Annotated in this window: 8 protein-coding genes and 1 riboswitch; of the genes, 4 read left to right on the plus strand and 4 right to left on the minus strand. The window is 42.2% G+C overall.

The window, feature by feature from the left end; all coding sequences use genetic code 11:
- Window positions 1-12 precede the first annotated feature (12 nt).
- The 4 genes from recD to L4C37_RS11285 all read right to left on the minus strand — a co-directional run bounded on the left by recD (window position 13) and on the right by L4C37_RS11285 (window position 11,157).
- Window positions 13-2,268, minus strand: coding sequence for an exodeoxyribonuclease V subunit alpha (recD, locus tag L4C37_RS11270; protein WP_429768625.1), 2,256 nt, complete (start codon window positions 2,266-2,268; stop codon window positions 13-15).
- Window positions 2,268-6,026 (minus strand): exodeoxyribonuclease V subunit beta, encoded by a 3,759-nt coding sequence (gene recB, locus L4C37_RS11275; protein ID WP_429768626.1) that lies wholly within the window; start codon window positions 6,024-6,026, stop codon window positions 2,268-2,270. The genes recD and recB overlap by 1 nt, the downstream gene beginning before the upstream one ends.
- A gap of 527 nt (window positions 6,027-6,553) precedes the next feature.
- A complete protein-coding gene (recC, locus tag L4C37_RS11280; protein WP_429768627.1) occupies window positions 6,554-10,033 on the minus strand; it encodes an exodeoxyribonuclease V subunit gamma in 3,480 nt (1,159 codons plus the stop codon).
- A 140-nt stretch (window positions 10,034-10,173) separates the two neighbouring features.
- The gene (locus L4C37_RS11285) at window positions 10,174-11,157 is read right to left on the minus strand and encodes a TDT family transporter (protein WP_273294160.1); all 984 of its coding nucleotides are present in this window, start codon (window positions 11,155-11,157) and stop codon (window positions 10,174-10,176) included.
- Window positions 11,158-11,409: 252 nt separating this feature from the next.
- Between L4C37_RS11285 and L4C37_RS11290 the strand changes: the two genes are divergently transcribed.
- The 4 genes from L4C37_RS11290 to L4C37_RS11305 all read left to right on the plus strand — a co-directional run bounded on the left by L4C37_RS11290 (window position 11,410) and on the right by L4C37_RS11305 (window position 14,801).
- Complete coding sequence (locus L4C37_RS11290) at window positions 11,410-12,306, plus strand: LysR family transcriptional regulator (RefSeq protein WP_273294159.1); 897 nt, start codon at window positions 11,410-11,412, stop codon at window positions 12,304-12,306.
- Between the two features lie 100 nt (window positions 12,307-12,406).
- Window positions 12,407-12,700, plus strand: a complete 294-nt coding sequence (locus tag L4C37_RS11295; protein ID WP_137374909.1) for a YebG family protein — start codon at window positions 12,407-12,409, stop codon at window positions 12,698-12,700.
- A gap of 154 nt (window positions 12,701-12,854) precedes the next feature.
- A riboswitch (Fluoride riboswitch) is annotated at window positions 12,855-12,939 on the plus strand.
- A gap of 180 nt (window positions 12,940-13,119) precedes the next feature.
- Window positions 13,120-13,812 carry an iron-sulfur cluster assembly scaffold protein gene (locus L4C37_RS11300; protein WP_429768628.1) on the plus strand — a complete coding sequence of 231 codons (693 nt, stop codon included), beginning with the start codon at window positions 13,120-13,122 and terminating at the stop codon, window positions 13,810-13,812.
- Between the two features lie 11 nt (window positions 13,813-13,823).
- Window positions 13,824-14,801: a GGGtGRT protein gene (locus tag L4C37_RS11305; protein ID WP_372266830.1), complete on the plus strand. Its 978-nt coding sequence runs from the start codon at window positions 13,824-13,826 to the stop codon at window positions 14,799-14,801.
- The last annotated feature ends 58 nt before the right edge of the window (window positions 14,802-14,859 follow it).

Here is a 14,859-nt window from a genome sequence, read left to right on the forward strand (position 1 = left end):
CATCCATATTACTCAGTTCACAAGGCGGCTAACCAGCCCACTCATTCGCTCTGTTCTCACTTTAATACCACGCTTCAAAACTCCAGTATCACTGAACATCATTAAACGACTTTTTGCACGTGTAATACCGGTATAAATCAATTCACGAGTTAAAATCGGGCTGAACTCCGGTGGTAAAATCATTAAGGTCAGATCAAATTCACTACCTTGAGATTTATGAATCGTCATCGCATAAGCGGTTTCATGATCTGGAACTCGACTCGGTAGAATAGATTTCACGTTGCCATCCGGTAATTCAAAGTACACCTTCAAACGAGCAGCCTCTCCTTCTCGGCTATCGTCTGTAGCATCCAGCATACAGATCCCAATGTCACCATTATAAAGACCAAGACCATGATCATTTCTTGTCACCATAACAGGACGACCGTGGTACCAAAGCTCATCATTATTAGGTTGAATTAATCGTCTGGCTGCTAGCGCTTTTTCTATACGGTGGTTCAACCCCGAAACGCCAAAGTCACCTTCTCGAATAGCACATAACAAGCGGCACTGACTAAATAATTCGAGAACGGATTTCGCTTTTTGATCTTGTGCTTTTACTCTTAATTCTTGTTCTTTGCGTATTACATTAAATTCATCAGTAGCAGGTTCTTTTTCACCAATATTTAAAGGTATTACATCTAATGGTTCATCAATTTTATTGAGATAACGACCATATTCTGTCACTAATGTACGGAGCATTAAGTTATAGCTATCACTCGACAACATGTGATTTTCGATGTCATCAAACCCAGCATAAAATACTTTATCAACTTGGTGAGAGCTTCCCATATTGATGGCTTTAGCTAACTGACCAATGCCTGAACGCGCATCAAATCGATAGCTCTTTTGCAACATACACAAGCTATCAGCAATAGAAGGATGTTTAGCGAGTTTCGACACTTTATTCAGAGCCTCAAACCCTGTCAGTGACGCAATTAACGCACCTTGTGACGAGCTATACCCAGACTCCGTAAACGAACAAATATCACCAAGAATTGCCCCCGCTTCCACTGAAGCAAGCTGATCTTTATCACCGAGTAATATTAGCCTTGCATGATCAGGTAAAGCATCCACCAGCTTATACATCATAGATAGATCGACCATTGAAGCTTCATCAACCACTAATATATCAAGATGCAATGGGTTATTACGATTATGCCTGAACTCAGCACGGTTCGGAATTGCCCCTAAAAGGCGATGCAAGGTGCTGGATTCTGTAGGAATATTATTTTTAACTTCAGGTGATATCGGTAATTGCTCAATAGCTTTACCAATTGATTCGGTCAAGCGAGCTGCTGCTTTTCCTGTTGGGGCAACTAGTTTGATGATTGGTAAGTTTGTAAACTCACAGTTATTTTTACCTAGGCTTTGCTCAACCATAGCGGCTAATAGCTTAGCAACGGTTGTGGTTTTTCCGGTACCAGGACCACCAGAAATAACGGTAAACCTCCGGCTTAATGCCACCGCCGCTGCCACTTTTTGCCAATTTAAACAAACTGACAATGGTACTAAAGTATCAAGAGTTTGCAGATCAGGCACTTGAGTTGCATTTTGTAACTGCTCATCAATCGCAGCCCAGTTCAATGACGACTCTTCAACAACATCAAGATGATCACACACAAGTTGCTGTCTCAACACTTGAGTACTTTTATGACTTGCTGCCGCTTTAGCTAAGGCATTAAATAAGAAATGATAGCTGCGAGAAAAGAGGCGATCTAACGTTTGGCTTAAAGCCTGATTTTGCTCAAAACTGAATTCAACGGGTTTACTCAAGCGGTTTAAAGTGTTGGCTAAAACAACCTCATAATTCCAATAACGGTGTAAGTAAACCCTTTGTCCATCAAACATCAAAGGCTTAGCATCTTCAGATTTGTCAAGCCCAACAAGATGAGAGTCATTTAGGATGCTCAGCCAATCAATATTAATTAACCTTTGGTTAAGTTGTAAGGCAGCCTCGCCGTATAACCCAAGCAAATGAGCAAAGTCGATATAAGAATTTGATTTAGAATCTGAGCCTTTACTGGAGTTAAAAAGGTAAAGTTGGACACAGATATTACCTTTTCCTAATTCATTACTGACTACTCCAGCGATAAAACCAAGTTCTTGCGATCCTTGCTGAGCTATAAATCGTGCGAATTGATAATCCAGCTGACGTAAAGACCCTTTACCTGCCAACAGTTTTAAAATGTCGAGTAATGAAGCCGAATTAAAATCAATAGGTGTCATTATAAAAGCTCCATTTGTCCGGCTTCGTCATCATTTAAAAGTGCATCTCGTCTATCAATGATTTTTCCATCAATCAATTGGTCCATTTCATCTAGAAGCTCAAGAGAAGGTTTAGCTGAAAATATCCCTTGTTGTGATTGCCCATCGATACCACGCAAAAATAGATAATACACACCTCCAAAATGAGTGTCGTAGCGGTAGTTAGCCACTCGACTTCGAAGATATCGGTGAAGTGCAAGTGCATAAATTTGATATTGTAAATCGTATCGGTGATCAGCCATTGCCGATTTCAAGGCTCCACCATGATAAACGCTCACATCGTCACCTAAATGGTTAGATTTCCAGTCCAATACGTAATATTTTCCTTGGTGCTCAAAGACTAAATCAATAAAGCCTTTCAGCATTCCTTGTACTGTTTGAAAGCCTAAATCCCCAGCTTTAGCCGATAAAGGATCGTGATATTGAATTACCCGATTCAATTCTGAAGAACTAAGCACTTCTATCGGCAACAAGAATTCCATCTCAACCAACCGCTGAGACTCTCCTTTACTGGATAATTTTAAATCTTTTCCATCAAGTGGAGTATTAAGAACGGTATCGACCAGTTCTTGTAAAATTGGCAACCATTCGGCTTCATATTGCTCAGATTCAAGTAGCTGTAAAATGACCTGTTCATTACGTTCTGAAGTCGCAGGTTCTGTGAATTCTACCTCTTCAAACAAAGTATGCAGAAATGTTCCTGGGCGAGCACCTCTGGGAAAGGTAAATATTGATCGTTCTGGTTCAATAAGCTCCAACTCATCTTGCTCTTCAGCAGAGTCAACATCGAGCCCTGATACTTCAATAGTCGCATCATGACTTGCACTGTGATGACCTTGTTTTACTAATCCTGAGTAACTTGTAATTCGCCACCCGCGATCAATGTGGGTCTGTAAAGTTCTGGCTTCTAATGCTTCAGCTTGCTCTTCATTAGCTTTAAAAACATCAGCATGAGCCGTTGGAACTTCTGCTAAAACAATACTTGAACTATTCGTTTCTAAACCCGCTAGTTTTTGCGTAAGTTCTGCAATGCCTAACTCTTCACCATTTTGTACTAAATGCCCCATGGCACTTAGGTGAACACCAGTCGGCTCTTTCGTTGAGCGACCTTTTCTCAAGGGTGCCATACCGATGTAACACCCATAAACAGCACGAGTAAGCGCTACGTATATTAAGCGTAAATCTTCAGCTAAACGCTCTTTATCTGCTTGGGCAAGGGCTTGCGGGCTGCCAGTAATATCTAAAACCGTGGCATCGGTTTCATGGTCATAATATTTACCTTCGCTTGCTTCGCGGTAACTTGCAACGAAAGGTAAAAAGACTAAGTCATATTCCAATCCTTTAGATTTATGGATCGTGACAATCTGAACGAGGTTTCTTTCTGATTCAAGGCGTTGTATATCATCTTCATTTCCGCCTAACCCATTTTGCGCATCAACAATGGATTCTGCTAACCAGCGCAGTAAACCATAGTCACTATCAAGCTCCTGCCTTGCTTGCTGTAAAAGTTCACCGATGTGCATTAAGTCGGTAAGTGAGCGCTCACCATTTTCTTCTTCTAGCAATCTTTCTGCTAAATGGCGCTTACTGATAACACCACGCAACATGGGTAGCACACCGCGGATTTGCCAAAGCTTGCGGTATTCGCGGAATTCATTCACCACGTTTTCCCATACGACTTCATCGTTATTCAATTCATCAAGAGATGCCGCATCCAATGCAAATAATTCTGAAGCTAAACTTGCTCTCAGGGCTCTGTCGTTTTCAGGGGTCAGTACCGCTTGTAATAGGCGCTGGATATCTTGCGCGACAGAGCTAATGAACACACTGTCTCTGTTTGACAGATAAACACTTGCAATACCTTGCTCTGCTAATGCGTTTTTAACTAACCTACCTTCACTTCCGGTACGAACGAGTACCGCAATATCCCCAGCAGCAATAGCATGCAGCTCTTTACCTGAATCAAAGAAAGCTTGCCCTTGCTGAGAAGCCGTAAGAATGGTTTGAATTTGACTCGCAGTCGCCTCTGCCATCGCCTTATGATATTCGCCTTTCGGCAGTGGCTTATCTTCTGCTTCTTGTAACCAAAAGGTCATGGCTTGCTGGGTTTTACCATTCATTACCCATTTTCTTTTATCAGCACTAGGGCTAGCTGATACCGATAAGAAAGGGATATCCTGGTCATAAATGAAAGGGCTATCAGGCGTTGCGAACACCTGATTGACAGCACTAACCATATCAGCACTTGAGCGCCAGTTTGTCCCTAACGTGTAGTGAGCACTAACTTGGTTACGAGCTTTGATGTAAGTAAAAATATCCGCCCCACGGAAGCCGTAGATCGCTTGCTTGGGATCGCCGATCATAAACAAGCCGCATTCTGGGCTGTCTAAATAAATACGGCTAAAAATACTGTATTGCAGTGGATCGGTATCTTGGAATTCATCGATCATTGCAACGGGGTATAAGCTTCGAATTCGTTCAATTAACAGTGATTGCTCATCCATATCGATTGAAGCAGATAGCTGAGTCAACAAGTCATCAAAAGACAACCATTGCTTTTGCTGCTTAGCCTTTGCCAACATTTCTCTACAATGTTGGATGGCATGCGCTAATAGAGGTGCTTTAAGGTCTGCTGGATTCGCTAAAAAGTCCTCGATAGCTTCGAAAACCGCATGCTGCGGTGCCGTTCCTTTGGGTGTTTTTTCATTTAATGTACTTTGCGAGAACTTTTCGAGTTTATCCGGAACAATATAATCATAGGTCTCACTGTTCGCCCAAGCCGTAACAGCTTCAAGCCAAGTAGGTAGTGACTTTTTGGTATAGCTTCGCTTATTAACATCAGACCCAGATATTAACGCTAAGAAGTCAGCCTCTGAGTCTAACCATAGCTTTTTCAGGGCTTTGATTTTATCTAGGTTCTGATTATGTAGGCTTTGCAAGTCACCGCTCATCGCTTCAACAGTAAGTTTAAGTGGAGAGCCAGTCAGATAACGGTTTACATCAGCCAGTAAAGCCGAAGGTGATCCCCAAATATTGCGAACTTCACCAACCAATTGCATCGGCAATGGGTAGAACTGACGTCGCCAATAATCAGCGACCACTTGCGCTTTCAAGTGACTTTCATCAGTGACAAATTCATTGTCAAAACGGCTGCCAGACTCAAAAGCATTTTGCGTTAGCATTCGCTGACAAAAACCATGAATAGTGTAGACCGCAGCTTCATCCATCTGCCTCTCAGCTTGCAATAAAATCGATGCCGCTTGAGCGTGATTAGAGACTTCTTCTAATAGTGGTGCAATAACAGGGTCGTGGCTAACTCCACGGGCAAAAGCAATTCTGGCATCATGAATTCTAGAGCGGATGCGGTCTCTTAACTCTGCTGTAGCCGCTTCAGTAAAAGTCACGACTAAGATTTGATCGACAGTCAAAGGTTGCTGGTGACGTGTGCCTTCTGATTCTTCTGATTCTTCTGATTCTTCTGATTCTTCTGATTCTTCTGATTCTTCTGATTCTTCTGATTCTTCTGATTCTTCTGATTCTTCTGATTCTTCTGAAGTCACAGAGCCATGACCTAATAACAAGCGTAAATACAAACCTGCAATAGTGAAGGTTTTACCTGTGCCCGCAGAAGCTTCAATGAGCCGTGCACCATGCAAAGGAAATGTCATGGTTTGAAGAGGCGTCGCCACTATTGAATTCGCCTGAGACGTTACTGTCATAAATGCACACCTTTCACTATCAATTTTGTTTTCGTTATTGTCATCATTCAATTATCTAAATTGGGTGATCCCAGCTTAAATCGCGAGGGTTTCCTTTACCTCAGACCCCATAGCAAATAACAGTCGCTCTAAATGCATGTGATCTTTCCCATAAAATGGAGGGAATTATGAATATTTATTTACTCTATAGAATGTTGTGAGATCTCACTCACGGTTAACATTTCATGTGCCCGTTACTATGCGCGCCATGAGTTAGCTATATTTTGTTACATTTTGCTAACCAAAAGAATCATGGTCCCTCTGACCTATGGCCGCACAGCGAACGCCCTACACTAATAATGATTTACTGGCGGCCACTTTACTTTTCTGCTTTCTAGCCTTCTGTTTTCCTAGCTTTCTAACTCTCTGTTTCCAAACTCAGCTTACCTAATGCTTTATTTATCTTCCCCAAGCTCTTTAGACATGTCTCTTTAAAATCAGCTCTTTAAGCCTTATTTCTAGACACAGACCTATGACTGTATGATTGGTTATTCCTGATCTTTAGGGTCGATGGCAGATAAGCGAGGAGCTTGTAAGATTCGGCTGGAATATAAACGAGCTTGAGCGGCAAGTTCATCATTCCATTGCGGCCAGATACGCGAAATATAAGTATCACGACCTTCACCAGTAAATGCATAACTATCGTTAAAGGTGTCTGCCATTTTCTTGAATGACTTTTCTTCATCATCTACCCATTTACCTCGGCTAAAGCCCGCCTCAACATTGGCTAATGCTGTTTTAGGGAAGTAAGGCAACGGTGCTGTCATTCCTTGATAAAATAGTTCAACCAATTCACCTAATAACTCAACCGCTTTCTGAACGTTATCAAGTGGTGCATAAGTTAAATGCACAACGCCCTCTTTTCTATCGTAGCCAATAATGTGAGTGGATTTTGTATTCCCCATGGCAGCGCAACACAAGTGATCAATCCATGCTGATAAGTAGTCTTGTGAGCGTATTTTTCCGCTTCGGTAACGAACTAAGCCTGAGCGGTAGTTTTGAGTTAACCAACCCGTTAAGCGGACTGGTTTACCTTCACCAAGAACGTTGAGCTCGATATTGACGTCTATATCGCTTTGGATAGAACCGCTAACAAAACGGATCTCTTTTGCTAACTCTTCGGCTTGGACTCTATTTGTTTCAAACTCAATGTCACCAAATGCACCTATTGGTAACTTACCTTGCGCTTTTTGTTCTGCTACAAATTGCGAAACGGCTTCATCAATATTTTCTGAGTTCTCAAGCAATACTTGCAACAAGCCATTTTTAAGTTGGAAGCTTTCCAGCCCATTTAATACAAATGGTTCATCATCTTCCATAACTGGCAGTGGTGGCTCGAACATTACTTTTAAACGACGATTGAAGAAATACTGCACAGGTAAACGCCAGAATCGTTGCAGTTCAACCAAATCAAGTTCTAAGGGATAAATCGCACCATGTAAGTACTCATCCAAAGACCGGTTAAAATCACCACTTCTTTGCCCTTGTCTGTTGGCAGCAGGTAACCACTCTTTCGCATAGCTATTCAGAGCTGGTGCCAATTCATGATTAAAAGCAGAAGGGCTAAATGGCGTCATTGAATGTTCAAACGTTATGGCTTGCTCTAAGTTTTCACCCGAATCATCACTAGGCAATGCTTGCTGCCCTTCCAAGCAATAATTCTGCTGGCAATATTCCAATAACTCAGCCACTAAGACAGAAGGAACACGCTCTGTATTATCTTGAATTGAGCGACCAACAAAGCTGATATATAGACACTCTTGAGCCGATAGCATGGCTTCTAAAAAGAGGTAACGATCATCATCTCGGCGAGATCTATCACCAGGGCGGATTCGGCCATTCATTAAGTCGAACCCTTCGGGTGGCACTGAACGCGGGTACACTCCATCATTCATTCCTAACAAACACACGGTTTTAAAAGGGATAGAACGCATTGGCATCAAGGTGCAGAAGTTAACTTGACCAGCAAGGAATCTTTGGCTGATTCGAGCACCGGATAGTTTGTTATTTAGATATTGGTAGATAATGCTTGGAGACAACTCTTCTTCAAATAGTGCATCATCCAACTGCTCTTTGAGTTGAGAAAGCGCATCTCGGATTGATTTCAGTACAACTTCACCCTCAAGCTCAACCGCAAAGAAATCATCAATCATAGAAAGCAATACTTCTCGCCACGCATCAATAGACTGAGAACGAGTAAGCAAATCACGATAATGGGCAATGCATTCAATAAAATGGGCTAATTTCCCGGCAAGTTCTGCGTTTATACCCTGAACTTCATTGTAAGCGGCAATGGAGTCTCCATGGCTTTCAAATAAGCCAGCAGAGTCAGACATTGCATAGCCCAGTAACATTCTTTGAATCCCGAATAACCAAGTATTTTGCTCAGTTGCGGGTAGTTCGAACTCTTCAGCAGTTGAAGCATCCACTCCCCAACGGATCCCTGCTTCTTCTACCCATTGCTTAGCTTGTTCAAATTGAGATTCATCTATCTCGAACTTTGCCATCATTGCGGGTATTTCAAGCAACTCAAGAAGCTCAGAAGCAAGGCAACGTGTATTAGGTAACGCCACCAGCTGCATGAAAGCAGCAAGAATTGGGCTTTCTTGGTCGGCGGTTCTATCTGAAATGGAATAAGGGATATATCGCTCACCAGGAGCATTACCAAACACCGCCTGAATGGCAGGGCTATAGGCATTAATATCTGCCACCATCACAATGATGTCGCGTGGTTTTAAGGATGGATCTGCATCGAACATCGCTAGAAGTTGATCATGAAGTACTTCGACTTCTCGCATTGGGCTATGACAGGCATGCACAGTCACCGAGCTATCACCAAGTTGAATAGCTTGCTTATGTTGGCTTGAATCTAGTATGTGATCGTCTTGATGTTCTTCTAGCTCTAAAATATCGGCTTGGAGCTGGTGTAATAGAGTATCGCGTGGCACATCAATGAAAAACTCATGCTCTTCACATTCCGATTGCGATAACAAAAGTAAATTATCACGTCCTAGTTTACCTAACGATGCTAGTAAACTGTTCCCAACGGCGTGCCCAGTATGCAATTCATCTTCTACGATATTCGCTTCTATGCCATTTTTTAATGGTGACGCTTCTCTTTCTAATTGAGGTGCACCATTAACCAGTGCAAATTGTTTTCTTTGGTTTGCTTCAATCCGAGCGATGGTTTTTCTATCTCGAATATCTCCCCAGTAGTGCTGGCAAGGGTTGGTAAACATTAAGTGAACATCTATACGCTCACCCAGAGCTTTTAAGGCATCCATATAACGAGGTGGAAGCGAAGAAATGCCAAAAACAAACAATCGCTTAGGAAGCTTGTCTAAGTTGATTTTATTGGCAATCAGCGCTTCAATAAAATCATGGTATAAGTTGCCACGGTGATATTTAGATTGCCCTTGAGATAGCGTTTGTTCATACAAAGCTTGCCACAAAATAGGCTGCCAAGGATGCTCTTGCTGCCCTTCTTCATCTAGCAATTCAGCAATAGAATCCCCAAGTTCCCAACTCGCCATCCATTCAGGTCGGTACACTAAATAACCATCAAAAATATCGGCAATCTTTTCAGCCAGTTGATATAGCTTAGAGCTATCGTCATCGTTTTCTAAATAACGCTGTAATGGTAAGAATTCGGGTAATTCGAGCTTAGCAGGGAGGAGGCTCATCAACTTCCACGTCATCGCTTCTTTATTAAAAGCACTGCGTTTAGGGACATCAGGTAAGACTTGGGTAAACATTTCCCAGATGAATGTGGCAGGTAGTGGGAACTCTAAATTAGCCGCAATACCAAACTCTTTTGCCAACGCCATTTTTAGCCACTGAGACATACCAGGGCTTTGAACAAGAATCTGTTCTTTATCAAATGGATTAGCTAAGGGATCATTCTTAATTAAATGAACGAGGATAATTTTTAAAGTATCAACTTTATTGGAATGGTAAACAGTAAACAAAGTGCACTCACGTTAATCTTGCCACAATATACAGCCAGATTAGCATAAGTGCCGAGTTCGGATGAGGAATATAAGCTTATGAAATACTGAAAACTTAACGTCTGTTTACGTTTTGAACGAGTGCTTGGTCAGAATCCACCCTACAAAGTTCGAAGGATACGGTGTGGCTGATAATTCATGTAATATCTCACGGCGACATAAGTTACAACAGAAGTCGCGATGACTAATTCTACATACGCTAAGACATAGATTTGATTGATAAACTGAGCCTCAATACCCACACCTTGCATCCAAGTCGCCATTTTAAATAATGCGGTTGCCCCGATAACCATTGGGAAAGTAAAAGCCGCATAACCCGGGCTAAATGGTAGACGAAGCAGCTTAAAGAACGCGACATAAATAATGAATGTCATGAGTATTGCAATACCAAACAACAAGCTAATAATAACTGGCGATGGTTCTGGAGAAACCGTTAAATAGCCCGCTAACGATAAGCTTGCCGGTGCAGCCATAATCGCAATCGTTGGTTTCGCAGCATCTGGAATTTCATTACGAAACATTAATCGATAAATCATAAGTGGCAGCATTACCGCATAAACGATCAAGCCAAAAATCAAGACAGTATTCGCGACCGGCTCCAACGTTGGATTCCCAGAGAAAGAAACATCCGCCACAATAATACCAATCGGTGGCACAAACCAACTTGGCACCATATGGTGAATCTCAAACTGTTTTGCTCTGTGGTACAAAAAGCTCGCTAGAAAAATAACGTGTAAAGCAACAGATGCTAGCCATACCGCCTCTTGCAAGAATTGAGAAATAGGACCTAATGATGCAGAAACAATCATGCAGCCCATAGCAAAAGTTGGAACAACACTGCCAACAACAGGATGAGCTAAGTCTTCACGTAGCAAATGTCCGTGAATCAAAAATTTAACGGCTAAAATGAGCAGCAAACTCGCGGCGATTGCAGCGCTAACCCACTGAACGACACCAGGTGTATGCATAACACCTTGCGAGATTAACACTCCATCCCAGCACCACCCTAAACTCGCAATGGCTAATGCTAAGCCTGCCATTGGGGTTGGGGCACCTGTCAAACTATGTTGTATGCGTTGAATCATATTAGCCTCTCTTAAACTCTCTCACTTAATTCATTCACCTTAACTTGCGAACTCATCAGCTTGTTGAAGCTATAATACGCTTGCACAATGTTTACTAATATCCAATTATATATAACAAGCGTTCAGAATAACTAAACACTATTCCTATGAGCTACAAACTATTTCTTATAGAGCTAAAAAATAGTCCTCTATGAGCAACAAACAGCGCCTCTATGAGCTAGAAAAACCATGCCTCTATGAATTAGGAAAGCTATGTCCAATATTTCAATTAAGCAGCTAAAAGTGTTTGTCACCATTACTCAGCACTCAACGCTCACATCCGCATCAGAAGCTTTATTTTTATCTAAAGCTGCGGTCAGCATGGCGTTGGGCGAAATGGAAAAACAACTCGGTCACTCTTTATTTGATCGTGTTAATAACCGCCTTGTGATCAATCAAGAAGGTCAAAAGTTATTACCACTTGCAGATGAAATATTGCACCGAGCCGCTGGGATTGATGAACTGTTCGGTGACAAACAAGCCTTAAGTGGCTTACTGAAAGTTGGTGCAAGCGATACAATTGGTAATCAAGTCGCGCCCTATATTTTGTCAGGTTTTCGCCAGCAAACTCAGCATCAAGATCAAAGCTTGTTCATTTCCAATAGTGCACTCATTTGCCAAAAACTGGTCGACTACGAACTCGACATTGCGCTCATTGAGGGAAAGACTCAGCATAATGAACTTATTTCCAGCCAATTTAGTGATGATGAAATGTGTATCGTTGCTCAAGCTAATCACCCTCTCGCCCAACTAGATCAAGTTTCGTTGCACGATTTAGAAAGCAGCTATTGGTTATTGCGAGAATCCGGCTCTGGGACTCGTGAATTTTTTCTTCGAACCGTTGCGCCTCGTTTAGAGCACTGGTACGAATCATTTGAATTGAATACGACTGAAGCCATCATCAACTCCGTTTCTGCAGGGCTCGGTTTTGCGTGCTTATCTCAACTCGCGGTACAACCAGCCATTCAAGATGGGCGAGTAAAAGTATTGAATGTGCCATTAGATATGAAGCGAAGATTTTGGTTACTGGTTCATAAAGACAAATATCAAAGCCCCTTACTCAAATCCTTTATGGAATACTGCCAACACTGGCAGCAACAAATAGACTAGGCTCCCAATGATAGGGATCCCATAGGCATTCAACTGGACTTTAAGCCTGTAAAACTGTATAAAAAGCCAGTAAAAATCAACCAAACTTTGAGGACTAACCATGGCTGTTATCGTTAAGTACGTGGTCGAACGCAACGGAGAAGAGAAAATGACTTTTACCTCTAAAGCCGAAGCTGACGCTTATGACAAAATGCTGGATATGGCAGATGAATTATTCACTTTACTTGGTGGAAGTGAATTAATCGAAGATGAAGGTAAGCAAGAAGAACTTGCAATGTACCTAGCGAAGAACAAAGAAGAAGTTCTTTACGCTTTAGGTGCTAAGCGCAAACCGGCTCCGAAAAAAGCTCAGAAGCTTGAAGCCGTTGAAGACGCAGAAGAAGATGCAGCATAACTAGCTAATTTCTTTATAAAAGCGCTAATAGTTAACTTTATTTAGAGTTCATTATTGGCGTTTTTTATAATTATCGAAATATAATAAGCACTTTTTATAGTCGAAATTGCTCTAAATATTCACTTGCATGAAAGTGTGATAAAGATCTAATCTATTGTCATCAGGTGATGGGGTTCCACCTAAGCTTTCGCTTCAACCGCCCGTTCTTTTCGAACAGTGCTAATGACTCCTACAGAATCGAAAACAGGTAAAACTGTTGGGTGTATCGTTATTCCTATCACTTTATGTGAGCATAAGCTCGCAACGACATTTGGAATATCGGCACAAAAGATCTGTAGTGAATTTAGCCACACCTCTTCCAACATGTCCTGCTTTCTCAACGCCTAGGTCTTAAATGACTTTATTAGTGAGAAAACATTATGCATTACTCTTCAGAAATTCAATCTATGTGCCCAATTCAAAGGGGCGAACTACACGCATCTGCACCTATTCCTGTTGAAGGAGCAATGGTCAGCCCAAAAGATGTGATTGCCATATCAGGTCTTAGCCATGGCGTTGGCAGTTGTGCTCCTCAACAAGGCGCAGCAAAGCTCACCTTAAATGTTAAAAGTGGCATTGTAGAAGAAGCGCTAATCGAAACAATAGGTTGCTCAGGTATGACTCAGTCTGCAGCAATGGCAGCTGAAATCCTCACTGGAAAAACCATTCTTGAAGCTCTAAATACTGATTTGGTGTGTGACGCTATAAATGTCGCAATGCGTGAGATATTTTTGCAGTTTGTCTATGGACGTACTCAATCTGCCTTTTCTAAAGGAGGTTTAGAAGTAGGCGCAGCCCTAGAAGACCTAGGGCTGACGCAGCGCAGCCAAGTTGGTACCAGTTACGCGACAAAAGCCAAAGGCGTTCGCTATATGGAATTGGCAGAAGGCTACGTCACACTCTTAGCGCTTGATGAAAGTAGCGAAGTAATTGGCTACCAGTACCTCAACCTTGGGAAAATGATGAAAGCCATCAATGAAGGTACTCCTGCTGATCAAGCCGCTAAACTCGCGACCGGAACCTATGGTCGATTCGATGAAGCCGTTAAAACCATTAACCCACGCCAAGCTTAGAGATTTCTATTATGAATAATCAATTACCAGAACATGCACTCAATATATTGAATGAAATGGATTTATCTTCTCTTGAGCAAGCCTATCAGTACTGCATGGAACGAAATATCGACCCAAAGACAACAGTAATGGAAACTCAACCTATCGCGTTTGAAAGCGCAGTAAACGCTTATACTTTAGGAACTGCACTAGCACTTTTCCGACACCCCAAGAATGCAGAGCAAGCAGCGACGATCATTGGTGAAGGCTTACAAGCATTCACCAAGACAGGCAGCGTGGCTGAGCAGCGTCAAGTGGGCATTGGGCATGGCGATCTCGCGGCTCGTCTACTTAATGAAAAAAGCCAATGCTTCGCTTTTTTAGCAGGACATGAATCTTTTGCCGCTGCTGAGGGAGCAATAAAAATTGCATTAAACGTCAACCAATCACGAGAAACACCGCTGAAAGTCATTCTTAACGGGTTAGGTAAAGATGCTGCCTATTTGATTTCACGGATTAATGGTTTTACCTATGTGCGCACTCAATTCAACTACGACACGAATGAACTGGTTGAAATAGAACGTAGACATTTCTCTAAAGGTCCGCGAGGTGACATTCTTTGCTACGGCGCTGATGATGTCCGTGAGGGTGTGGCAGTTATGCATAGAGAACAAGTGGACGTAAGCATTACTGGAAACTCAACTAACCCAACTCGCTTTCAGCATCCTGTTGCTGGCATCTACAAAATGGAGCGTAACAATCAAGGGTTACCTTATTTTTCCGTTGCTTCTGGTGGCGGTACTGGCAGAACGCTTCACCCTGATAATGTAGCTGCCGGTCCTGCTTCTTATGGTATGACAGATACAATGGGAAGAATGCACGCAGACGCACAATTTGCAGGTAGCTCTTCTGTGCCTGCTCATGTGGCTATGATGGGGTTCATTGGTATGGGTAATAACCCTATGGTGGGAGCAACCGTTGCCTTAGCTGTTGCAGTGAGCCAAGCATAGTATCGCTTTACCCAATGTAGAAGCTGTATATAAAAAATCAGCCAGCAAATTGCTGGCT

Source organism: Vibrio kagoshimensis (assembly GCF_050337535.1).
Lineage (GTDB): Bacteria > Pseudomonadota > Gammaproteobacteria > Enterobacterales > Vibrionaceae > Vibrio > Vibrio gallaecicus.